This window comes from Georgenia satyanarayanai (assembly GCF_900116375.1).
GTDB lineage: Bacteria > Actinomycetota > Actinomycetes > Actinomycetales > Actinomycetaceae > Oceanitalea > Oceanitalea nanhaiensis.
This window is the reverse complement of sequence record NZ_UETB01000003.1, coordinates 217,113-237,869: the sequence shown is the minus strand read 5'-3', so window position 1 is coordinate 237,869 and position 20,757 is coordinate 217,113. Positions and strand designations below refer to the sequence as shown.

General features: G+C 73.8%; 21 protein-coding genes and 1 riboswitch. Of the genes, 17 read left to right on the top strand and 4 right to left on the bottom strand.

What is annotated here, in order from left to right; genetic code table 11:
* Positions 1 to 39 precede the first annotated feature (39 nt).
* A complete protein-coding gene (locus DSZ44_RS06855) occupies positions 40 to 252 on the bottom strand; it encodes a hypothetical protein (RefSeq protein ID WP_110851861.1) in 213 nt (70 codons plus the stop codon).
* Entirely contained in the window at positions 249 to 1,814 is a 1,566-nt protein-coding gene (locus DSZ44_RS06850) for a PspC domain-containing protein (RefSeq protein WP_110851860.1), read from the bottom strand. Before DSZ44_RS06850 ends, DSZ44_RS06855 begins: the two co-directional genes overlap by 4 nt.
* A gap of 147 nt (positions 1,815 to 1,961) precedes the next feature.
* On the opposite strand from DSZ44_RS06850, the gene DSZ44_RS06845 reads away from it, so the two are divergent.
* The 14 genes from DSZ44_RS06845 to DSZ44_RS06785 all read left to right on the top strand — a co-directional run bounded on the left by DSZ44_RS06845 (position 1,962) and on the right by DSZ44_RS06785 (position 16,569).
* Positions 1,962 to 3,206, top strand: a complete 1,245-nt coding sequence (locus tag DSZ44_RS06845) for an ATP-binding protein (RefSeq protein ID WP_110851859.1) — start codon at positions 1,962 to 1,964, stop codon at positions 3,204 to 3,206.
* A gap of 1 nt (position 3,207) precedes the next feature.
* The gene (locus tag DSZ44_RS06840; RefSeq protein WP_110851858.1) at positions 3,208 to 3,882 is read left to right on the top strand and encodes a LuxR C-terminal-related transcriptional regulator; all 675 of its coding nucleotides are present in this window, start codon (positions 3,208 to 3,210) and stop codon (positions 3,880 to 3,882) included.
* Between the two features lie 35 nt (positions 3,883 to 3,917).
* A complete protein-coding gene (locus DSZ44_RS06835) occupies positions 3,918 to 4,706 on the top strand; it encodes a class I SAM-dependent methyltransferase (protein ID WP_110851857.1) in 789 nt (262 codons plus the stop codon).
* Between the two features lie 34 nt (positions 4,707 to 4,740).
* Complete coding sequence (locus DSZ44_RS06830) at positions 4,741 to 5,085, top strand: hypothetical protein (RefSeq protein WP_110851856.1); 345 nt, start codon at positions 4,741 to 4,743, stop codon at positions 5,083 to 5,085.
* A gap of 7 nt (positions 5,086 to 5,092) precedes the next feature.
* Positions 5,093 to 5,578, top strand: coding sequence for a DUF456 domain-containing protein (locus tag DSZ44_RS06825; protein ID WP_110851855.1), 486 nt, complete (start codon positions 5,093 to 5,095; stop codon positions 5,576 to 5,578).
* 40 nt (positions 5,579 to 5,618) lie between these two features.
* On the top strand, positions 5,619 to 8,066 hold the full coding sequence (gene pcrA / locus DSZ44_RS06820; RefSeq protein ID WP_110851854.1) for a DNA helicase PcrA: 2,448 nt from the start codon (positions 5,619 to 5,621) through the stop codon (positions 8,064 to 8,066).
* A 205-nt stretch (positions 8,067 to 8,271) separates the two neighbouring features.
* Positions 8,272 to 10,158 (top strand): acyltransferase family protein, encoded by a 1,887-nt coding sequence (locus tag DSZ44_RS06815; RefSeq protein ID WP_110851853.1) that lies wholly within the window; start codon positions 8,272 to 8,274, stop codon positions 10,156 to 10,158.
* Complete coding sequence (locus DSZ44_RS06810; protein WP_110851852.1) at positions 10,106 to 10,747, top strand: DNA-3-methyladenine glycosylase I; 642 nt, start codon at positions 10,106 to 10,108, stop codon at positions 10,745 to 10,747. Before DSZ44_RS06815 ends, DSZ44_RS06810 begins: the two co-directional genes overlap by 53 nt.
* Positions 10,748 to 10,840: 93 nt before the next feature.
* Entirely contained in the window at positions 10,841 to 10,975 is a 135-nt protein-coding gene (locus DSZ44_RS18740; RefSeq protein WP_258369286.1) for a hypothetical protein, read from the top strand.
* A gap of 186 nt (positions 10,976 to 11,161) precedes the next feature.
* On the top strand, positions 11,162 to 11,767 hold the full coding sequence (locus DSZ44_RS06805) for a class I SAM-dependent methyltransferase (RefSeq protein WP_110851851.1): 606 nt from the start codon (positions 11,162 to 11,164) through the stop codon (positions 11,765 to 11,767).
* 69 nt (positions 11,768 to 11,836) lie between these two features.
* Entirely contained in the window at positions 11,837 to 12,796 is a 960-nt protein-coding gene (locus DSZ44_RS06800; protein ID WP_110851850.1) for an aldo/keto reductase, read from the top strand.
* 237 nt (positions 12,797 to 13,033) lie between these two features.
* Positions 13,034 to 14,194 (top strand): ADP-forming succinate--CoA ligase subunit beta, encoded by a 1,161-nt coding sequence (gene sucC / locus DSZ44_RS06795; protein ID WP_110851849.1) that lies wholly within the window; start codon positions 13,034 to 13,036, stop codon positions 14,192 to 14,194.
* A gap of 16 nt (positions 14,195 to 14,210) precedes the next feature.
* Positions 14,211 to 15,131, top strand: coding sequence for a succinate--CoA ligase subunit alpha (gene sucD / locus DSZ44_RS06790; RefSeq protein WP_110851848.1), 921 nt, complete (start codon positions 14,211 to 14,213; stop codon positions 15,129 to 15,131).
* Positions 15,132 to 15,294: 163 nt separating this feature from the next.
* Entirely contained in the window at positions 15,295 to 16,569 is a 1,275-nt protein-coding gene (locus tag DSZ44_RS06785; protein WP_110851847.1) for a cell division protein PerM, read from the top strand.
* A gap of 1 nt (position 16,570) precedes the next feature.
* Here the strand turns inward: DSZ44_RS06785 and DSZ44_RS06780 are convergent, their stop codons facing one another.
* The gene (locus DSZ44_RS06780) at positions 16,571 to 17,119 is read right to left on the bottom strand and encodes a type 1 glutamine amidotransferase domain-containing protein (RefSeq protein ID WP_110851846.1); all 549 of its coding nucleotides are present in this window, start codon (positions 17,117 to 17,119) and stop codon (positions 16,571 to 16,573) included.
* A 74-nt stretch (positions 17,120 to 17,193) separates the two neighbouring features.
* Positions 17,194 to 17,565: a hypothetical protein gene (locus DSZ44_RS06775; RefSeq protein WP_110851845.1), complete on the bottom strand. Its 372-nt coding sequence runs from the start codon at positions 17,563 to 17,565 to the stop codon at positions 17,194 to 17,196.
* Between the two features lie 80 nt (positions 17,566 to 17,645).
* Between DSZ44_RS06775 and purN the strand changes: the two genes are divergently transcribed.
* The 3 genes from purN to purH all read left to right on the top strand — a co-directional run bounded on the left by purN (position 17,646) and on the right by purH (position 20,517).
* Positions 17,646 to 18,254, top strand: coding sequence for a phosphoribosylglycinamide formyltransferase (gene purN / locus DSZ44_RS06770; RefSeq protein WP_110851844.1), 609 nt, complete (start codon positions 17,646 to 17,648; stop codon positions 18,252 to 18,254).
* Positions 18,255 to 18,258: 4 nt separating this feature from the next.
* The gene (locus DSZ44_RS06765) at positions 18,259 to 18,810 is read left to right on the top strand and encodes a DUF6434 domain-containing protein (RefSeq protein ID WP_110851843.1); all 552 of its coding nucleotides are present in this window, start codon (positions 18,259 to 18,261) and stop codon (positions 18,808 to 18,810) included.
* An 18-nt stretch (positions 18,811 to 18,828) separates the two neighbouring features.
* A riboswitch (ZMP/ZTP riboswitch) is annotated at positions 18,829 to 18,918 on the top strand.
* A gap of 30 nt (positions 18,919 to 18,948) precedes the next feature.
* Positions 18,949 to 20,517 carry a bifunctional phosphoribosylaminoimidazolecarboxamide formyltransferase/IMP cyclohydrolase gene (gene purH / locus DSZ44_RS06760; protein WP_110851842.1) on the top strand — a complete coding sequence of 523 codons (1,569 nt, stop codon included), beginning with the start codon at positions 18,949 to 18,951 and terminating at the stop codon, positions 20,515 to 20,517.
* The last annotated feature ends 240 nt before the right edge of the window (positions 20,518 to 20,757 follow it).

Sequence of the window (20,757 nt, the reverse complement as noted above, 5' to 3'; positions counted from 1 at the left end):
GGTATGGGGGTGGGGGTGTGGGGGTGGGGGCGGAACGGGTCAGTCGGAGCGGGTGAGGAGGGCCTTGACGAGCAGGCCCACGCCCGCGAGGGCGAGCAGCGCGATGAGTGCGGCCTGCAGGTCGACCGTGAGGCCGGCCCCCACCCCGAGGACGCCCAGGCCGAGCAGGAGGAGGATGATCCCCCACACGACGGTCCCCACGCGGGGCCCGCTGCGGACAGGTGACGCGGTGGTGTGGTCGGTGTCGGTCATGACGTCTCCTCGATGTAGAGCTGGCCGAAGGTGACACCGGCGTCGACGACGATCTGCGGGCCGCGGCCGCTGCCTTCCTGGACCAGGGTCGTGCTGATGCCGGTGCCGTTCGTGATGGAGTCGTCGGTCCTGGTGGACCCCCACCACGGTGCGCCGGGCCCCGACCAGTCGTCGTCGAGCGGCCCGACGACCTCCCCGGCCGCGACCTCGGCGTTGACGGTGATGTCGGCGTCGTCCGGCACGATGAGCGTGAGGTTGCCGAAGGTGACGTCGACCGGGACGACGGCGTCCTCCTCGAGGGCGCGGAGGTCGACCTCGAGCTGACCGGCGACGAGCGAGTACCCGCCCTCGGCCTCCTCGGCCGTCCGCGGCGCCCAGGTGGGGTCCCCGGCCCACGTCGTCGCGTCCGCCCCGAAGCGGGCGAAGCCGGGCAGCGTGGCCGCTGCCGCCGCGGCCGGGACCATGACGAGCGCGACGAGCAGGGCGAGGACGCCGATGCCGCCCTGGCTGCGACCCCGCACGCCGCTGACGAGGACGGCGGCGCCGAGGACGGTGAGTACGCCGCCGCCCCCGATGAGCCACGGGTTGGCGTCGAGCACGCCCTGCTGGTGGGCGAGGGCGACGCCGGCAGCGCCGAGGAGGCAGATGGCCAGGACGAGGCTCGTCGTCCGGGACCCGGGTCCGGGGACGGGCGGGCGCGGAGGAACGGGCGGCTGCGGAGGAGCTGGCGGCTGTGCCGGGGGTGTCTGTCCTCCGCTCCACCCGGTGCCGTCCCAGTCGTCCGGACCGCCGGCGCCCGAGCCGCCGTGCCAGGCGCCGCTGCCCTGCCAGCCGCCCTCTCCCGGCGCGGTCGCGCCGGGCCCTGCGGGGGCAGTGGGCTCGGTGGGTCCGGGAACCCCCTCGGTGGTCGTCCCCGGGGAGGTGGACATGGGCAGCGTGGGCGCCTCGATCACCTCCGTGGACGGGGAGGTCTCCCCGGTGGCCGGGGCGGGGTTTGCGGGCATGGCGTCCTCCGGGACGTCGTAGGCGGGCCGGGGTGCGGCGGGAGGGGGCGGGGTGGCCGGCGTGCCGGCCGCGACGGGGGGTGGGCTACCGGGCGGGGGCGGCGCCGTCGTCGTGTCGCGGTCCTTGCTCATGATGACGAGCACGATGACCCCGGCCACGATGAGGACCCACGGGACGGACCACCAGGCGGCGCCCCACCAGAAGACCGGCCGGCTGAGACCGATGACGAGGACGGCGGCGGCACCGGCGAGGGCGATGTCGATCCGCCCGCGCAGCGCCTCCTCGAGATGGATGCGGCCGTCGGCCTCCTCGGGGAGCAGCGCCCAGGCCAGGCCGTACAGGACGAGTCCGAGGCCGCCGAAGAGCGTGACGACGACGAGGAGCCCGCGCACGAGCAGCGGGTCGAGGCCGTAGCGGCGGCCGATGCCGGCGGCCACGCCACCGGCCCACCGGTCGGCGCCGCGCCAGATGCCGACGCGGCGGACGGAGTCGAAGAAGCCGGTGGACGGTGCCGGCGGGGGTGGGGGAGAGGTGTGCGGTGCACTCTGGCCGTTCATAGGACCAGCAAAGCGCGGGCCGGCCGCGCCCGGTATCGGGGACCCCCCTGATCCGCACCCCGGTCGATGCCGTGAGGGCCCCGGGGCGACCCTGGTCCTCCGCCGGGGGACTCCCGGTGGAGGCCCCCGGCGTGTGACGATCGGCCCGTGACCACCTCCCTTCCCGAGCGGCTGCCGCTGCGCCGGCCGGCGGCCGAGCGACGGATCGGCGGCGTGTGCGCCGGCCTCGCCGCCCACCTCGGTGTGCCCCTGGCGCGGGTGCGCCTGGCCATGCTGCTGTCGGTGCTCGCCTTCGGGGCCGGCATCGTCCTGTACGGCTGGCTGTGGGTGCTCGTGCCCGGCGGTGACCCCGAGGACGCCGCCGAGGCCGCCCGCCCTGCCGCCTCGGTGCGCCTGGCGCCGCGGCTGCGGCGCATGAGCCGCGTGGTGCCGGCGACCGACGTCGTCGTCGGCCTGCTCCTGCTCCTCGCCGCCGGCGCGGTGCTCCTGTGGCGCGCGGACGTCCCGCTGCCCAACGAGTGGCTGGTGCCGCTCCTCGTCGTCGTGGGCGGCGCCGCCCTGGTGTGGACCCAGCTCGACGCGTCGCTGTCCGGGCACGACGCCGCACCCGCGCCCCGGTGGCACCGCGTGGCCCGCGTGGGCGGCGGGCTGCTCCTCGCCGTCGTCGGCATCGTGCTCCTGCTGGGGCGCGGGCTGGGGGCCGACGAGCTCCTCTCCGGGATCCTCGCGAGCACCGCCATCCTCGTCGGCGTGGCCGTGGTCCTCGCGCCGGTGTGGCTGCGTCTGGTCCGCGACCTCAGCGCCGAGCGCACCGCCCGCGCCCGGGAGTCCGAGCGGGCCGACATCGCCGCGCACCTGCACGACTCCGTGCTCCAGACGCTCTCCCTCATCCGCGCGCGCGCCGAGGACCCCGACCAGGTCGCCCGGCTCGCCCGCGCCCAGGAGCGCGAGCTGCGGCAGTGGCTCTACTCCGACCGGCCCGCCGCCGGCACCTCCGTGGCGGCCGCGCTGCGGGAGGTCGCCGCCGAGGTGGAGGACCAGCACGGGGTGGCCGTCGACGTCGTCACCGCCGGTGACCGGGTCCCGCACGCGACGACCGAGCCGCTGCTGGCCGCCACCCGGGAGGCGCTGCGCAACGCCGTCGTCCACGGCGCGCCGCCGGTGTCCCTGTACGTGGAGGTGGGCGAGGGCGCGACGGAGGTCTTCGTGCGTGACCGCGGACCGGGCTTCGACCCCGCTGCGGTGCCGGCGGACCGGCACGGGGTGCGCGACTCCATCGTCGGGCGCTTGGAACGGCACGGCGGCAGTGCGACGATCCGTACGGGACCGGGCAGCGGCCTGGAGGGCACGGAGATCGTGCTGCGGATGCCCGAGCCGGGGACAGGGGAGTGACATGAGCGAGACACCAGGGGACGGTCGGCTGCGGGTCGTCGTCGTCGACGACCACGCCCTCGTGCGCAGCGGGGTGCGCAGCGAGCTCGAGGCGCACGCGCCGGACCTGCGGATCGTCGGGGAGGCCGCGGACGTCGAGTCCGCCGTCGCCGTCGTCCACGAGACGCTGCCCGACGTCGTCCTCCTCGACGTCCACCTGCCCGGTGGCCGCGGCGGGGGCGGCATCGACGTCATCACCGGCTGCCGTGACCTGTCGGCCCGCTTCCTCGCGCTGTCCGTGTCGGACTCCAGCGAGGACGTCGTGGGCGTCATCCGCGCCGGCGCTCGCGGCTACGTCACCAAGGCGATCACCCCCACCGAGCTCGCCGACGCCGTGCGCCGGGTGGCCGGCGGGGACGCCGTCTTCTCCCCGCGGCTCGCCGGTTTCGTCCTCGACGCCTTCGGCACCGCCGCCAAGGACATCGCCACGACCGACGACGAGCTCGACCGGCTCTCCGCGCGCGAGCAGGAGGTCATGCGCCTCATCGCGCGCGGGTACTCCTACAAGGAGGTGGCGAGCGAGCTGTTTATCTCGGTCAAGACCGTGGAGACCCACGTCTCGGCGGTGCTGCGCAAGCTCCAGCTCTCCTCGCGCCACGAGCTGACGAGGTGGGCGGCCGTCCGCCGTCTCATCTGAGGCCGCGCCGGGGTGGGGCGCTCTAGCCTGCAGGCATGAGCATGCGGCAGCTCGGGTGGCGGGCCCTGTACGAGGTGCTCGGGGCGCGGGTGCGGCGCCCGGAGTGGACCTTCATGAACTACGGCTACGCCCCTCTCGACCCCGACGAGGAGGCCCCGGTCCTCGAGCCCGCCGACGAGCCGGACCGCATGTGCATCCAGCTCTACGACCACGTGGTCGGGGCCGTGGAGCTGCGCGGCACCGACGTCCTGGAGGTCGGCTGCGGACGAGGTGGCGGCAGCTCCTACCTCGCCCGCTACCGGGGGCCGGCGACGGTGACCGGCGTCGACCTCTCCCGCAGCGCCATCGCACTGTGCCGGCGCCACCGGCACGCCCCGGGGCTCTCCTTCGTCCGGGGCGACGCGCTGGACCTGCCGTTCCCGGACGAGTCCTTCGACGTCGTCGTCAACGTCGAGTCCTCGCACTGCTACCCCTCGGTCGAGGCGTTCCTCCGCGAGGTCCACCGGGTGCTGCGCCCGGGAGGCAGCCTCCTGCTCGCCGACCTGCGGGGGCAGGAGGAGATGTCGGAGCTGCGGGGCACGCTGCGCGAGGGCCCGCTGGAGGTGGTGGAGATGCGCGACATCACGGCGAACGTCTGCGCGGCGCTCGAGCTGGACGACGACCGCCGTCGGGCCCTCCTCGACGCGTGGATCCCACGGCCCTTCCACCGGCCCTTCGAGCGCTTCGCGGCGGTCGAGGGGAGCAGCACGCACGCGCGGTTCAAGGCCGGTGAGAACCGGTACGCGAGCGCCCGGCTGGTCAGGGCGACGACGGCGCGCGCATGACGGGACGACGACGGCGCTCGCCTAGGCTGGCGGCATGACCGTCGTGTACTACCTCCTCCTCTTCCTCCACTTCGTCGGCTGGGCCATCGTGCTCGGTGGCACCGTGACCAACCTGCGCACGCCGCGCCTCGCGCCGGGCGTGCTGCACGGTGTGCTCACCGCGCTCGTCACCGGCGTCCTCATGACCGGCGTCGCCGAGATGGGGGACGGCCTGCCGGACCTCAACTACATGAAGATCGGCATCAAGCTCGTCGTCGCCGTCGTCATCACCGCCCTCGTCGTCGTGGCGAGCCGGAAGAAGGACCCGAGCCGCGCGCTCATCGGCTCCATCGCCGCGCTCACCACCCTCAACATCGCCATCGCGGCGTTGTGGCGCTGACCCGCTGATGGGCGTCCTCGGCGAGGCGATCGTCCTCATCGCCGTCATCATCGGGCTCGTCGGTGCCGTCGTGCAGGTCGTCCCGGGCGGCGGCTTCCTCGTCGGGGTGGCCGCCGTCGTGTGGGCCGTCGTCACCGGCGGCACCGTCGGGTGGACGGTGGGGACGGTCGCCGTCGTCGCCGTCCTCGGGGCGGAGGTCGGCAAGTACGTCATCGCGGGGCGCTACCTCGGCAAGGGCGGCGTGCCGACCCGCACCCTGGTGATCGGGGCCGCCCTCGGTGTCGTGGGCTTCTTCGTCATCCCGGTGATCGGCCTGCCGATCGGCTTCGTCGCCGGCGTCTACGCCGCCGAGAGCAGCCGCCTGCGCGACCAGGGCGAGGCGTGGCGCTCCACCACCCGGGCGATGCGGGCCGTCGGCCTGGCGATCCTCATCGAGCTGAGCGGTGCGCTCATCGCGACCGGGGCCCTCCTCATCGGCATGTGGCAGACCTGACGGCGGCGGTGTCGGTGGCAGGACCTACCCTGGAAGGGCCATGACCTCCCTCTTCGACAACCTGCCCGGCCTCATGGGCGGGAACCTGCCGCCCCTGGCCGCCGCCGTCCCCCCGCGCGAGGACGACGCGCCCTCCGCCGCCCCCGCCGCACCGCGCCAGGCGGACCTGCTCGAGGGGCTCAACCCGCAGCAGCGTGCCGCCGTGGTCCACCAGGGCGGGCCGCTGCTCATCGTCGCGGGCGCAGGCTCCGGCAAGACCCGCGTCCTCACCCACCGCATCGCCGGCCTGCTCGCCACCGGGCGCGCCCGGGCGGGGGAGGTGCTGGCCATCACCTTCACCAACAAGGCCGCCGCGGAGATGCGCGAGCGCGTGAGCGACCTCGTCGGTCCGGTCGCCCGGCACATGTGGGTCTCCACCTTCCACTCCGCGTGCGTGCGGATCCTGCGCCGCGAGCACGCCACGCTCGGGCTGCGCTCGAGCTTCTCCATCTACGACGCCGCGGACTCCCAGCGCCTCATGGCCCTGGTCATGCGCCAGCTCGACCTCGACCCCAAGAAGTTCCCGCCGAAGACCTTCTCCCGCAAGGTCTCCGACCTCAAGAACGAGCTCGTCGACCCGGACTCCTTCGCCGCCGAGGTGAGCGAGGGCAACGCCTTCGACACTGCGCTGGCCCAGGCCTACCGCCAGTACGACGCGCGGCTGCGCCAGGCGCACGCCCTCGACTTCGACGACCTCATCATGCAGACGGTCAACCTGCTCCAGGCCTTCCCGCACGTGGCCGAGCACTACCGCCGCCGGTTCCGCCACGTCCTCGTCGACGAGTACCAGGACACCAACCACGCCCAGTACGTCCTCATCCGCGAGCTCGCCGGCGTCGCCGACGACTCCACCGGTCTGCCGCCCGCCGAGCTCACCGTCGTCGGTGACGCCGACCAGTCGATCTACGCCTTCCGCGGCGCCACGATCCGCAACATCCTCGAGTTCGAGGCCGACTACCCCGACGCGACGACCATCCTCCTCGAGCAGAACTACCGCTCCACGCAGAACATTCTCACGGCCGCCAACGCCGTCATCTCGCGCAACCCGAACCGCCGCGCGAAGAACCTGTGGACCGACAGCGGTGCCGGCCCCGAGGTGGTCGGCTACGTCGCGGACTCCGAGCACCAGGAGGCCCGGTTCATCGCCGAGGAGATCGACCGCCTCGGCGACTCCGACGGTGTGCGGCCCGGCGACGTCGCCGTCTTCTACCGGACCAACGCCCAGTCCCGGGCGCTGGAGGAGGTGCTCGTCCGCGTCGGCATCCCCTACAAGGTGGTCGGTGGCACGCGCTTCTACGAGCGCAAGGAGATCAAGGACGCCCTCGCCTACCTCCGCGCCGTGGCCAACCCCGACGACGCCGTCAACCTCCGCCGCATCCTCAACGTCCCCAAGCGCGGGCTGGGGGAGCGGGCCGAGGCGATGCTCGCCGCCCACGCCGAGCGCGAGCGCATCTCCTTCGGCGGCGCGATCGAGCACGCCGCGGCCCCCGACGGTGCAGCGCCCGAGGTCCTGGGCCTCGCCACCCGTGGGCGCACCCAGGTGCGCGGCTTCCACGAGCTGATGACCGGCCTGCGCGACATGCTCGCCGCGGGCGCCGGCCCCGCCGAGATCCTCGATGCCGCCCTGGACCGCTCGGGCTACCTCGCCGAGCTCCGGGCGAGTGAGGACCCGCAGGACGCCACCCGGGTGGAGAACCTCGCCGAGCTCCACGCCGTGGCCGCCGAGTTCTCCCAGACCGATCCCGAGGGGGACCTCGGGGACTTCCTCGAGCGCGTCGCGCTCGTCGCCGACTCCGACCAGATCCCCGACGACGACGCCGCCAACCAGGGCCAGGTCACCCTCATGACCGTCCACACCGCCAAGGGCCTGGAGTTCCCGGTCGTCTTCGTCACGGGCATGGAGGACGGCACCTTCCCGCACCAGCGCTCGCTCACCGACGAGGACGAGCTCGCCGAGGAGCGGCGGCTGGCCTACGTGGCGCTCACCCGGGCGCGCAAGCGCCTCTACCTCTCGCGTGCGGCCGTGCGCACGGCCTGGGGCATGCCGCAGCAGCTGCCGCCGAGCCGCTTCATCTCCGACATCCCCGAGGAGCTCCTCGACTGGCGGCGCGCCGAGTCCTCCACCGACGCCCTGCGCGGTGGTGGCTGGGGCTCCGGCGGCTTCGGGTACGGCGGTGGACGCCCGGCGGGGGGCAGCGGCGCGCGCAGCGGCCCGGTGCGTACCCGCCGCAGCGAGCCGGAGACCCCGAGCTTCGGCTCGGCGGCCCCGCGCCCGGCGGGCGACATCCCCGGTTTCGACATCGGCGACAAGGTCACCCACGACTCCTACGGCCTGGGCACCGTCGTCGGCCTCGAGGGCTCCGGCTCCAGCGCGGTCGCGCAGATCGACTTCGGCGGCGGCCAGGTCAAGCGGCTCCTCCTGCGCTACGCCCCGGTCACCAAGCTCTAGGCATCACCCCCCCCTCCCGCCGACAGCGCACTTCCCGCCGACAGTGCACTTCCCACCGACAGGCCCCTTCCCGCCGAGCGCTGAGTTGTTCCTTGGAACAACTCAGCGCTCGGTGCGAAAGGGGGGAGGGGTGTGCGGCGCGGCTCCCACCAGGGCGCGCGCGGCAGACTTAGCCTGAGCCCGACACGACTGTCGAGGAGGGCGGATGGCCCAGACCGCCGCGCCGGCTCGCCCCGAGCGCGCCCGCACGACCTCCCGTCGTGCCCCCGCCCGGACCACTCCGAGAGCCGGGCACATCCACGGCCTAGACGGACTGCGGGCGATCGCCGTCGGCGCCGTGCTCGTCTACCACCTACGGCCCACCTCGCTGCCGGGCGGCTTCCTCGGCGTCGACGTCTTCTTCGTCATCTCCGGCTTCCTCATCACCACCCTGCTGCTGCGGGAGCTCGGCACGAAGGGCCGCGTCGACCTCCCGCGGTTCTGGCTGCGACGCGCACGGCGCCTGCTGCCGGCGCTGGTCAGCGTCGTCGTCGTGAGCGTGAGCCTGGCGGCCGTCGCGGGCGGTGACCTGCTCGTCAACATCGGCCGGCAGGTGCTCGGGGCGCTGACCTTCTCCAACAACTGGCTGGAGATCGGCGCGGGCTCGAGCTACTTCGCCCAGACCTCACCCCTGCTCTTCGTCAACTTCTGGTCCCTGGCGGTGGAGGAGCAGTTCTACCTGCTGTGGCCGCCGCTGCTCGGCCTCCTGCTCGCGCTCACCAGCACCGGCCGGCAACGGGTGCGGGTCGCGCTCGGTGTCGCCGCCGTCTCCGCGCTCCTCATGGCACTGCTCCACACGGCGGGGGAGGACGCGACCCGCGTCTACTACGGCACCGACACCCACCTCTTCGGGCTGATGATCGGGGTGGCGCTCGCCTTCGCCTGGGCCTCCCCACGCAGCTGGCTGCACTCCGCGGCGTGGCAGCGCTGGCGCCAGCCCGCCGCACTGGCCGCGTTCGCCGGGCTGCTCGTCCTCATGACGGTCCTCCACGAGGACACGGCCCTCACCTTCCGGGGCGGCATCCTCACCGCCTGCCTCCTCACCGCCGTGCTCGTCGCGGCGCTGCTCGGGCCGGTGGGCCTCTACCAGCGGCTGCTGCGGATGCCGCCGGTCGCCTGGGTGGGGGAGCGCTCCTACGGCATCTACCTGTGGCACTGGCCCCTCATCCTCGTCCTCACCGAGCTGCTGCCCGCCACGACCTACGACTCGGCCCTCAGCTGGGCCACCCGGGCGCTCGCGCTCGTCCTCACCCTCGTGGTGGCCGGCGCCTCCTACCGCTGGCTGGAGATCCCGGTGCGCCGGGACGGCTTCACCGGGGTCTGGCGCCGCTGGCGCACCGCCCTGCGCGGGGGCCGGCGTACCGCCCAGGTGGTCGGCGGGGCCGGCGTCGTCCTCCTCGTCACGACCGCCGTCGCGGTGGCGACCGCGCCGACGACGTCCCTCACCCAGCAGCAGATCGAGGCGAACGAGGAGCTCGTCGCCGCCTCCGCCGTCGAGCGTGAGGCACCCGAGCCGCTGCCCGTCGACGCCGACTGGACCGTGCCCGCCGCCGAGGAGATCAGCGGCTTCGGCGACTCGATCATGGTGACGAGCGCCCACGGCCTCACCCACCGCTGGCCGGAGATCTCGCTGGACGCGAAGTCGAACCGCCAGTGGCCCGACGGGCTCGCCGCCATCGAGCAGGCCGTGGACCAGGGCACGGTGCGCCGCGCCGTCGTCCTCGACTTCGGCACCAACGCGGGCGTCGGCGAGCCCGACGTCGTCCGGGCGGCGCTGGACGCGCTGGGACCGGGCCGGATGGCCGTCGTCGTCAACCTCTACGGCGGCTCGTACTGGATCCCCGAGGCCAACGCCGCGCTCGCGGACGTCGTCGCCGAGTACCCCAACGCGATCATCGCCGACTGGTACTCGGCCATCGACGCCGAGCCGGACAAGCTCCAGTCCGACGGCATCCACCCCGACATCGAGGGCGGGCACCTCTACACGGACGTCGTCGCCGATGCCTTCGCCGAGCTGTCCGAGCGCCTGCTCGAGGAGACGGCGGGTGAGTGACCTCGTCACCGGCGAGGACGGCCTCGCCCGCCCGGTCTGGGCCGCCTCCGACCCGCTGCTGCGCGAGTACTACGACACCGAGTGGGGCATGCCGGTGCGCGACGAGCGCGGCCTGTTCGAGCGCCTGAGCCTCGAGGCGTTCCAGTCCGGTCTCTCGTGGGCCACGATCCTGCGCAAGCGCCCGGCCTTCCGCGCAGCCTTCGCCGACTTCGACCCCGACGCCGTCGCCGCCTTCGACGACGACGACGTCACCCGTCTCATGGCCGACGCCGGGATCGTCCGCAACCGGCGCAAGGTCGACGCGACGATCGCCAACGCCCGCGCGACCGTCGCCCTGCGCGCCGACGGCGGCCTGCCCGCGTTCGTCTGGTCCTTCCAGCCTGCCGACACGCCCCGGCCGCGGTTCTCCGCCGAGGTGCCGACGACCTCGCCCGGGTCGGTCGCGCTCGCCAGGGCGCTCAAGGCCCGCGGGTTCCGGCACGTGGGCCCGACGACGATGTTCGCGCTCATGGAGGCCGTCGGGATCGTCGACACCCACCTCGTGGGGAGCCACCGCCGCGCGTCGTCGGGGGTGTGGCCTGACTGCTGACTGCTGACTGCTGACTGCTGCCGCGGCTCCCGGATGCAGGCCCGTGGCCGCGGTCCTAGCGTCGACACGGACAGTCGTACGAAGGAGGGAACGGTGGGACGACAGAGGCCCGAGACGGCGCACGACGGACCGGATGCGGACACGGCAGGTGGCGAGGAGGAGGAGGCCTCGAGTCTCGAGCGCGCCGGCGAGGACGTCGAGGAGTCCATCGAGCGCCGTCCGCACTGACCCGCCACCGGATGGGGTCCTCGCGGTGTCGCTGTCCTGATCCGACGTGCGGTGCGAGGGCCGCTGATCGACACACGCCCCGGCGTGTCGCCCGCGTGTCGCGGACGTCGGATCAGCACAGCAGCGGCGCCTGCGGCAGACCGTGCCCACCGGCGGCTCGGCGCGACCGTGGGGGAGGATGGACGCATGACCGAGCAGAGCAAGTGGGTGCAGATCACCCAGGCCAACCCGGACCACTCCACCTGGTACGTCGAGCGGTTCCGGCAGATGGCGGCCTCGGGGGCGGACGTCGTCGGCGAGGCGAGGCTCATCGACGCCATGGTGCCGCGCGCGGCCCGGATCCTGGACGCCGGGTGCGGTCCGGGGCGTCACGGCGGCTACCTCGCCGCGCAGGGCCACACCGTCGTCGGCGTCGACGTCGACCCCGTCCTCATCGCCGCGGCGAAGGAGGACTTCCCCGACGCCACGTGGCTCGTGGAGGACCTCGCGGAGCTCGACCTGCCCGCGCGGGGCATCGTCGAGCCGTTCGACGCGATCCTCTGCGCCGGCAACGTCATGACCTTCCTCGCCACGAGCACGCGGCGGGAGGTGCTGCGCCGGATGGCTCGCCACCTCACGCACGACGGTCGCGCCGTCATCGGCTTCGGGGCCGGGCGCGGCTACGACTTCGACGACTTCCTCGGCGACGCCCGCGCCGCCGGGCTGGTGGCCGACCACCTGCTGTCCACCTGGGACCTGCGCCCGGCCGCCGAGGACTCCGACTTCCTCGTCGCCGTCCTCCGTCGCGACTGACCGTCGACCCGGACCCGCCGGGCTGAGGCGCGTCCTCACGGCCACGACCACCCCACCGAAAGGACCCTCATGACCGAGACCACCACCGCCCTGCCCGTCGGCCGCTCCGACCTGCGCGTCTCCCCGCTCGGCCTGGGCACCAACACCTTCAACGACCCCGGTGACCCGAAGCAGTTCCACACGGTGCTCGACGGCTTCGTCGAGCGCGGCGGCACCTTCATCGACACCGCCGACATGTACTCCTACTGGGTGCCGGGCAACGGCGGCGGGGAGTCCGAGACGATCATCGGCCAGTGGCTGGCCGGCCGCCGCAACCGCGACGACGTCGTCATCGCCACCAAGGTCTCCGGCAAGCCCGACCTCCTCGGCCTGGCGCCGCAGACGGTCGTCCGCGGTGCCGAGGACTCCCTGCGCCGCCTGCAGACCGACCACATCGACCTCTTCTACGCGCACTACCAGGACGACGAGACGCCGATCGTCGAGAGCGCCGCGGCCTTCGACCGTCTCGTCACCGAGGGCAAGGTCCGCGCCGTCGCCCTGTCCAACTTCTCCGTCGCCGCGATCGAGGAGTGGTTCCGGGCCTGCGAGGAGAACGGCTTCGCCAGGCCCGTCGCCCTCCAGCCGCGCTACTCCCTCGTGTCCCGCGAGTACGAGACCGGCCTGGCCGGCGTCGCCCAGCGGCTGGGCATGTCCGTCTTCCCCTACCAGGTCCTCGCCGGCGGCTTCCTCACCGGCAAGTACCGCAGCGAGGCGGACACCGAGGGCCGCGCCCGCGGCGGCGCCGTCAAGCGCTACCTCACCCCCGAGGGGCTGCGGGTCCTGGACGTGCTCGACGCCGTCGCCGCCGAGCACGGCACCGAGCCGGCCGCCGTCGCCCTCGCGTGGGCGACGGCGAACGGCAAGGTCACCGCCCCGCTCGCCGCCGCCACGAGCACCGCGCAGCTCGACCAGCTCTTCGCCGCGGTGGCCCTGGAGCTCACCGCGGAGCAGGTGCAGCGTCTGGACGAGGCCTCCGCCAGCTTCGTCTGACCGGGTGCCGGCGCCCCCGGCTCGCCCGGGCGCGCGCCTGCGTGCCGCTGACTTCCCCGGTTGTCCTCCTCCCACCGTGAGCCGGTGGGGGAGGCCGGAGGACAACCGGGGAGGTCAGGGTCGGCCGGCCCGGCGAGCTCCGGCCCGGTGGGCCTGCGGCTGCCACGGCGGGTACAGTGGAGGGAGATGTCTCGATGTCGAGGCATTCCGAGAGACGGCGATGAGAGGACTGACCTGGTGGACCTTTTCGAGTACCAGGCACGGGACGTGTTCGAGAAGCACGGGGTACCCGTCCTGGGCGGGATCGTGGCGACCACGCCGGCGGAGGCACGTGCCGCGGCCGAGCAGCTGGGCGGCGGGACCGTCGTCGTCAAGGCGCAGGTCAAGACCGGCGGCCGAGGCAAGGCGGGCGGCGTCAAGCTCGCCCACAGCCCCGAGGAGGCCGAGGCACGCGCGGCCGAGATCCTCGGCATGGACATCAAGGGCCACACCGTCCACCGCGTGATGATCGCCGAGGGCGCCAAGATCGCCGAGGAGTTCTACTTCTCGGTGCTCCTGGACCGCGCCGAGCGTCGTTACCTGGCCATGGCCAGCGTCGAGGGCGGCGTGGAGATCGAGCAGCTGGCCATCGAGCGCCCCGAGGCGCTGGCGCGCGTGGCCGTCGACCCGATGGTCGGCATCGACGAGGCCAAGGCCAAGGAGATCGTCCAGGCCGCCGGCTTCGCCGCTGACGTGGCCGACGCCGTCGTCGACGTCGTCCAGAAGCTGTGGACGGTCTACGCGAACGAGGACGCGACGCTCGTCGAGGTCAACCCGCTCGTGCGCACCGAGGACGGCGCGATCATCGCGCTGGACGGCAAGGTGACGATCGACGAGAACGCCGCCTTCCGTCACGCCGAGCACGCCGAGCTCGAGGACAAGGACGCGGCCGACCCGCTCGAGGCCAAGGCCAAGGGCCTGGGCCTCAACTACGTCAAGCTCGACGGCGAGGTCGGCATCATCGGCAACGGTGCGGGGCTGGTCATGAGCACCCTCGACGTCGTCGCCTACGCGGGCGAGCAGTACGGCGTCGGCCCGGCGAACTTCCTCGACATCGGTGGCGGCGCGAACGCCGAGGTCATGGCCAACGGGCTGGACGTCATCCTCGGTGACGAGCAGGTCAAGAGCGTCTTCGTCAACGTCTTCGGCGGCATCACCGCGTGCGACGAGGTCGCCAGCGGCATCGTCCAGGCGCTGGAGATCCTCGGCGACTCCGCCACCAAGCCGCTCGTCGTCCGCCTGGACGGCAACAACGTCGTCGAGGGCCGCCGGATCCTCGACGAGGCCAACCACCCGCTGGTCACCATGGTGGACACGATGGACGACGCCGCGGCCAAGGCCGCCGAGCTCGCGAAGTAAGGACGGGACAAACAGCATGTCGATCTTCCTCGACGCGAACTCGCGCGTCATCGTCCAGGGCATGACCGGTGCCGAGGGGCAGAAGCACACCCGCCGGATGCTCGGCTCGGGCACCCAGATCGTCGGCGGCGTCAACCCGCGCAAGGCCGGCACGAGCGTCGACTTCGACGTCACCCCGATCGGCCCGGGCGCCGAGGACCGTACCGGCGGCACCGTGTCCGTCCCGGTGTACGGCACCGTGACCGAGGCGATGGAGGCCTCCGGCGCCAACGTGTCCGTCGTCTTCGTCCCGCCGGCCTTCACCAAGGCGGCCGTCATCGAGGCCGTCGACGCCGGCATGCCGCTCGTCGTCATCATCACCGAGGGCGTCCCGGTGGCCGACACCGCCGAGTTCTTCGCCTACGCGCAGAGCAAGGGCGTGCGCCTCATCGGCCCGAACTGCCCCGGCATCATCAGCCCCGGGAAGTCCAACGTCGGCATCACGCCCGCGGACATCACCGGCCCGGGCCGCATCGGCCTCGTGTCCAAGTCCGGCACGCTGACCTACCAGATGATGTTCGAGCTGCGGGACATCGGCTTCACCACCGCGATCGGCATCGGCGGGGACCCGGTCATCGGGACCACCCACATCGACGCCCTCGCGGCCTTCGAGGCGGACCCCGACACCGAGCTCGTCGTCATGATCGGTGAGATCGGCGGCGACGCCGAGGAGCGGGCCGCGGCGTTCATCAAGGAGAACGTCACCAAGCCCGTCGTCGGCTACGTCGCCGGGTTCACCGCGCCCGAGGGCAAGACGATGGGCCACGCCGGCGCCATCGTCTCCGGCTCCTCCGGCACGGCCGAGGCGAAGAAGGAGGCCCTGGAGGCCGCCGGCGTCAAGGTCGGCAAGACCCCGAGCGAGACCGCGCGCCTGGCCCGCGAGCTGCTCCAGGGCTGAGCCTGCACGCACCTGACGGCGGCCCGTCGCGCACCTGCGCGGCGGGCCGTCGTCCGTCCGGCCACGGGCGCGCCGCCGGCAGGGTGGCGGGGATCGGACACATCGCCACGACACGCCGCCGCCTTCGCGCGCCCACGCCGTCCGGTCACCGACGATGGGGCAGATGACGACGACGGTCCACCCCCAGGTGAGCGGCCCCGCCCGCCGCGCGCCCCGGCTCCCCGAGGCCTGGCTGCGTGCCACCCTCGCGGGGATCGAGGCCGCGATCATCAGCTGGCTGCTCGTCGTCGTGCCGACGGTCGCCAGCTACGTCGCCACCGCCGCCGCACCCCTGCTGGGTGAGGCCAGCTGGACGGATGCCGCGGCCATCGGCACCGGCGTGTGGCTGCTCGGCCACGGGGCGGCCGTCGACGTCGGGGAGGCGGGCGTCGTCTCCCTCGCCCCGCTCGGGACGAGCCTCCTCAGCGCGGCTCTCGTCTACGGCGGCGCCCGCCGCGCGCGGCTGCGCCGCCCGGCCACCGCCTCCTTCGCCCTGGGCGGCTTCGTGCTCAGCGTGCTCGGCCTCTCGGCCGTCGTACCCGGACCCGCCGCCCGGCCCGTGGTCGCACTCGTCGCCCTGGTCATCGGCGGCGCTGCCCTCGTCCTCGCGCTGTGGCGCGCGCGCACGCCGGGGCCCGCGTGGTGGCTGCGCCTGCGCGAGGCCACGCCGGACTGGGCGCGCGCCGGTGTGCGCGGCGCGTGGCTCGCTCTCGCCGCCCTGCTCGCCCTCGCCGTCCTCGTCCTCGCCGTGGGGCTGGTGCGCGGCATCGTCACCGTCCTCGAGCTCCACGAGGCGCTCGCGCCCGGCCGGCTCGGCACCGTCGTCCTGCTCCTCGGCCAGCTCGCCTACCTGCCGACCATGGCCGTGTGGTCGCTGGCCTGGCTCAGCGGACCCGGTTTCACCGTCGGGCAGGGGACACTGTTCTCCCCGAGCGAGGTCGTCACGGCCCCGCTGCCGGCCTTCCCCGTGCTCGGGATGCTCCCCGAGCCGGGCGCGCCGGGACTCGGGCTCGTCGTGCTCGTGCCCGTCCTCGTCGGTGCGGCCGTCGGGGCGTGGCTGCACCGCAGCCGCTTCCAGGAGCGCTGGTGGCAGGCAGCACTGAGCGGCGTCGTCGCCGCCGCCACCCTCGCGGTCCTCGGCGCACTCCTCGCCGTGGCGGCCTCCGGCAGCATCGGGCCCGGCCGCCTCGCGACCGTGGGAGTCTCGGCGCCGTCCCTTGCCGGTGCCCTCGCCTGGCAGACCACCGTGGGCGCCGTCGTCGTCCTCCTCGCCCTGCACCCGCAGGTCCACGACGCCGTCGGGCGCGGCTCGCGTGCCCTGCGCGCCAGGGTGAGCCGCACGGACGACGACGGCGGCGAGGGCTCCGCGCCCACGCCGCCGTCCGACTCGCCCGAGTAGGTCAGGCCGTCTGGCCCTCGTGCTCGCCCTCGCCGATCTCCTCGACGAGCTTGTCGCAGAAGGCCGGCAGGTCGTCCGGCACGCGGCTGGAGACGAGCCCGGCGTCGACGACGACCTCCTCGTCCACCCAGGTGGCCCCGGCGTTCTTGAGGTCGGTCTTGAGGCTCGGGTAGGACGTGAGCGTGCGGCCCTGGAGGACCTCGGCGTCGGTGAGGATCCAGCCGCCGTGGCAGATGACGCCGACCGGCTTGTGCTGGTTGAAGACCTCCCGGACGAAGGCGACCGCCGCGTCGTCCATGCGGAGCTTGTCCCCGTTGACGACGCCGCCGGGCAGGACGAGCGCGTGGTACTGGTCAGGGGTGGCCTCGGCGGTGGTGAGGTCCACCTGCTGCTCGTGGCCGTTCTTGCCGGTGATCGCGCCGGACTCCGGGGAGATGAGCACGGCCTTGGCGCCCTGGGAGGTCACCGCCTCCCAGGGGGCGGTGAGCTCGGAGTCCTCGAAGCCGTTGGTGGCGAGGAACGCGACGGTCTTGTTCGTCAGCTGGGCCATGGGGGTGCCTCCTTGGGTCTGGGGTTTCGCCGTCCACGCTAGGAGCGTTCGGGCCATCCCGCTTCCCGAGGCGGTCAGGGCCGCAGGATCATCCGCTGGGCACGCTCCTCGAGCCCGGTGAGGCAGGCGGCCTCCGCCTGGTGGGTGAGCGCGCGGTCCAGGCAGGCGTAGAAGTCGGCGTAGACCGGCCACAGGAGGGCCTGCAGACCGGTGAGGAGCACCATCGCCGCGGCGATGCCGAGCCCGACGACGACGAGCACCACCATCGCCCCGCCCACGCGCGCCCGCCGCATCCGCACCAGGCCGACGACGCCGAGCACGACGGCGAGCAGCCCGAGCAGCCCCGGCACCAGCGGCAACGGCCACGGCGGGCGGGTCACCGAGAGCCACAGACCCACGAGCAGGACGACGGAGAACCACAGCACCGGCCGGGTCGCGGCTCGCACCGCCTCCTCGTTAGGCGGCGCAGCGGGCTGGTCGCGGGACATGGGCCCAGTGTTCCACTCCGGCCCACTACCCTCGGCACGTGCCCACACGAGTCGTCGTCCTCATCTCCGGCGGGGGATCCAACCTCGCCGCCCTCCTCGACGCGGCCCGGGAACCGGGCTACGGCATCGAGGTCGTGGCCGTCGGTGCTGACCGGCTCTCGGCCGGCGGGCTCGCGCTCGCCGAGCAGGCCGGGGTCCCCACCTTCGTCGAGCGCCTCGGCGACCACCCCGACCGCGAGTCCTGGGACCGCGCCCTCACCGCGGCCGTCGCGGCCGCCGAGCCCGACCTCGTCGTCTCCGCCGGCTTCCTCAAGCTGTGCGGGCACCACTTCCTCGAGCGGTTCGGCGGGCGCTACCTCAACACCCACAACTCCCTGCTGCCCGCCTTCGCCGGCATCAACGGCCCGCGCGACGCCCTGGAGTACGGGGTGAAGATCGCCGGGGCCACGCTCTTCGTCGTCGACGAGGGCGTGGACACGGGCGCGATCGTCGCCCAGGTCGCCGTGCCCGTCCACGACGACGACACGGTGGAGACCCTCACCGAGCGGATCAAGGTGGCCGAGCGTGCCCAGCTCGTCGAGCAGGTGGGCCGCCTCGCGCGCCTGCCGTGGCGGGTCGAGGGCCGCCGCGTCGTCGTCGACGGCTGAGCCGGTGGACGAGGCACGACCGGCCCTCACGGCCGTGCGCAGCGGTGCCGAGCTGCGCCGCTGGTACTGGCTGCGTACCGAGCTCCAGGAGCTGGCCGCGGTGCTGGGGGTGTCCCGCAGCGGCGGCAAGGAGGAGCTCCTCGGGAGGGTGGCCGCAGCACTCGACGGCGAGCAGGCGCCCGCCCCCGCCCCGCGGCGAGCGGCGGGGAGGCAGCTCGCCGCCCCGGTGGGTCCGCACACCGTGATCCCGGCCGGCCAGCGGTGCAGCCAGGTGCTGCGGCACTTCTTCGCCGAGCAGATCGGCCCGGGCTTCCGGTTCGACGAGCACATGCGCGACTTCGTCGCCCACGGCGAGGGCCGCACGCTCGCCGAGGCGGTGGCGCACTGGCACCGGACCCGCGGCGTGCCGCCGGGGCAGATCGGGGAGCAGTTCGAGTACAACCGCTTCACCCGCGAGTGGTTCGCCGCGCACCCGGGTGGCACCCGCGAGGAGGCCCAGGAGGCGTGGTGGGCCCACCGGTCCCTGCCCGTCGAGCACCGCCGTCCCGAGGGCTGAGGACCGACCGGTAGACTCGACCGTGGCCGTGACTGGCGCAGAGGTGGAGTCACCACCGGGAAGCGGCCGGAAGTCCCCTGCAGGGTGCCGCCCGCCTGGGTGCCCGGGTCCGATACCAGCGAACCCAGGAGTGACCTCGTGACCGACACGCGTCCCATCCGCCGTGCCCTCGTCTCCGTCTACGACAAGACGGGCCTCGAGCCCCTCGCGCAGGCCCTCCACGCCGCCGGCGTGGAGATCGTCTCGACCGGCTCCACCGCCCGCACCATCGCCGCCGCGGGTGTGCCCGTCACGCCGGTGGAGGAGGTGACCGGCTTCCCCGAGTGCCTCGACGGCCGCGTCAAGACCCTCCACCCGCGCGTCCACGCCGGGATTCTCGCCGACCTGCGCAAGGACGGCCACGTCCGCGAGCTCGAGGAGCTCGGCGTGGCGCCGTTCGAGCTCGTCGTTGTCAACCTCTACCCCTTCACCGACACGGTGGCCTCCGGCGCGGCGCCCGAGGAGTGCGTCGAGCAGATCGACATCGGCGGGCCGACGATGGTCCGGGCCGCGGCGAAGAACCACGCGAGCGTCGCCGTCGTCGTCGACCCCTCCGGGTACGACGACGTGACCGCGGCCGTCGCCGCGGGCGGCTTCACCCTCGAGCAGCGCCGCCACCTCGCGACCGCCGCCTTCCGGCACACGGCCGACTACGACGTCGCCGTCGCGTCGTGGCTGGGCAACGTCGTCGCACCCGACGACGAGAGCCGCTTCCCGGCGTGGACCGGTGCCACGTGGCAGCGGGCCGACGTGCTGCGCTACGGCGAGAACCCGCACCAGGCCGCCGCGCTGTACCGCACCGGCGAGCCGGGGCTGGCCGCCGCGGAGCAGCTGCACGGCAAGGCGATGAGCTACAACAACTACGTCGACGCCGACGCCGCCTGGCGGGCCGCGCACGACCACGCCGACCCGGCCGTGGCGATCATCAAGCACGCCAACCCCTGCGGGATCGCGGTGGGTGCCACGATCGCGGCCGCCCACGCTGCCGCACACGCCTGCGACCCGGTCTCCGCCTTCGGCGGCGTCATCGCCGCCAACCGTCCGGTGACCGCCGAGGCCGCCGCGCAGATCGCCCCGGTGTTCACCGAGGTCGTCGTCGCGCCGGCCTTCGAGCCGGAGGCCGTGGAGATCCTCTCCGCGAAGAAGAACATCCGCCTGCTCGTCGTGCCCGAGGGTGCCCGGCCGGCCCTGGAGATGCGCGCCATCAGCGGCGGGCTGCTCGTCCAGGCCAGCGACCTCGTCGACGCGCCCGGCGACGACCCGAGCGGCTGGACGCTCGCCGCCGGTGAGCCCGCCGACCCGGCCACGCTCTCCGACCTCGTCTTCGCGTGGCGCTCGGTGCGCGCCGTGCGGTCCAACGCCATCCTCCTCGCCGCCGGCGGCGCGAGCGTGGGCGTGGGCATGGGGCAGGTCAACCGGGTCGACTCCTGCCGTCTCGCGGTGGAGCGGGCCAACGCGCTGGGGGAGGGGCAGGAGCGCGCACGCGGCGCCGTCGCGGCCTCCGACGCGTTCTTCCCCTTCGCCGACGGCCTGCAGGTGCTGCTCGACGCCGGCGTGCGCGCCGTCGTCCAGCCCGGCGGCTCGATCCGTGACGAGGAGGTCGTCGCCGCGGCCCAGGCGGCCGGCGTGACGATGTACCTCACCGGCACCCGCCACTTCGCCCACTGACAGTCGACACCAGCCGACGTGTCTCCCAGCGCCGACTTCTCGCCGAGCGCTGAGTTGTTACCGGCAGCCGACGTGTCGCCAGAGCCGACTTGTCGCCGAGCGCTGAGTTGTTACCGACAGCCGACGTGTTCCGCGGCCCCCGTCCGTCACGACCCACCTCGGCGCGAGGGGGTGTCGGTGACAACTCAGCTCTCGGCGTGAGGGGGTGTCGGTAACAACTCAGCTCTCGGCGGGAGGGGG

What these genes read in the sequence shown, in the direction of transcription:
- DSZ44_RS06855 (WP_110851861.1), bottom strand. Translation starts at nt 252, where the DNA reads ATGACCGACACCGACCACACCACCGCGTCACCTGTCCGCAGCGGGCCC.
- DSZ44_RS06850 (WP_110851860.1), bottom strand. Translation starts at nt 1,814, where the DNA reads ATGAACGGCCAGAGTGCACCGCACACCTCTCCCCCACCCCCGCCGGCA.
- DSZ44_RS06840 (WP_110851858.1), top strand. Translation starts at nt 3,208, where the DNA reads ATGAGCGAGACACCAGGGGACGGTCGGCTGCGGGTCGTCGTCGTCGAC.
- DSZ44_RS06835 (WP_110851857.1), top strand. Translation starts at nt 3,918, where the DNA reads ATGAGCATGCGGCAGCTCGGGTGGCGGGCCCTGTACGAGGTGCTCGGG.
- DSZ44_RS06830 (WP_110851856.1), top strand. Translation starts at nt 4,741, where the DNA reads ATGACCGTCGTGTACTACCTCCTCCTCTTCCTCCACTTCGTCGGCTGG.
- DSZ44_RS06825 (WP_110851855.1), top strand. Translation starts at nt 5,093, where the DNA reads ATGGGCGTCCTCGGCGAGGCGATCGTCCTCATCGCCGTCATCATCGGG.
- pcrA (WP_110851854.1), top strand. Translation starts at nt 5,619, where the DNA reads ATGACCTCCCTCTTCGACAACCTGCCCGGCCTCATGGGCGGGAACCTG.
- DSZ44_RS06815 (WP_110851853.1), top strand. Translation starts at nt 8,272, where the DNA reads ATGGCCCAGACCGCCGCGCCGGCTCGCCCCGAGCGCGCCCGCACGACC.
- DSZ44_RS06810 (WP_110851852.1), top strand. Translation starts at nt 10,106, where the DNA reads ATGCCTTCGCCGAGCTGTCCGAGCGCCTGCTCGAGGAGACGGCGGGTG.
- DSZ44_RS06805 (WP_110851851.1), top strand. Translation starts at nt 11,162, where the DNA reads ATGACCGAGCAGAGCAAGTGGGTGCAGATCACCCAGGCCAACCCGGAC.
- DSZ44_RS06800 (WP_110851850.1), top strand. Translation starts at nt 11,837, where the DNA reads ATGACCGAGACCACCACCGCCCTGCCCGTCGGCCGCTCCGACCTGCGC.
- sucD (WP_110851848.1), top strand. Translation starts at nt 14,211, where the DNA reads ATGTCGATCTTCCTCGACGCGAACTCGCGCGTCATCGTCCAGGGCATG.
- DSZ44_RS06785 (WP_110851847.1), top strand. Translation starts at nt 15,295, where the DNA reads ATGACGACGACGGTCCACCCCCAGGTGAGCGGCCCCGCCCGCCGCGCG.
- DSZ44_RS06780 (WP_110851846.1), bottom strand. Translation starts at nt 17,119, where the DNA reads ATGGCCCAGCTGACGAACAAGACCGTCGCGTTCCTCGCCACCAACGGC.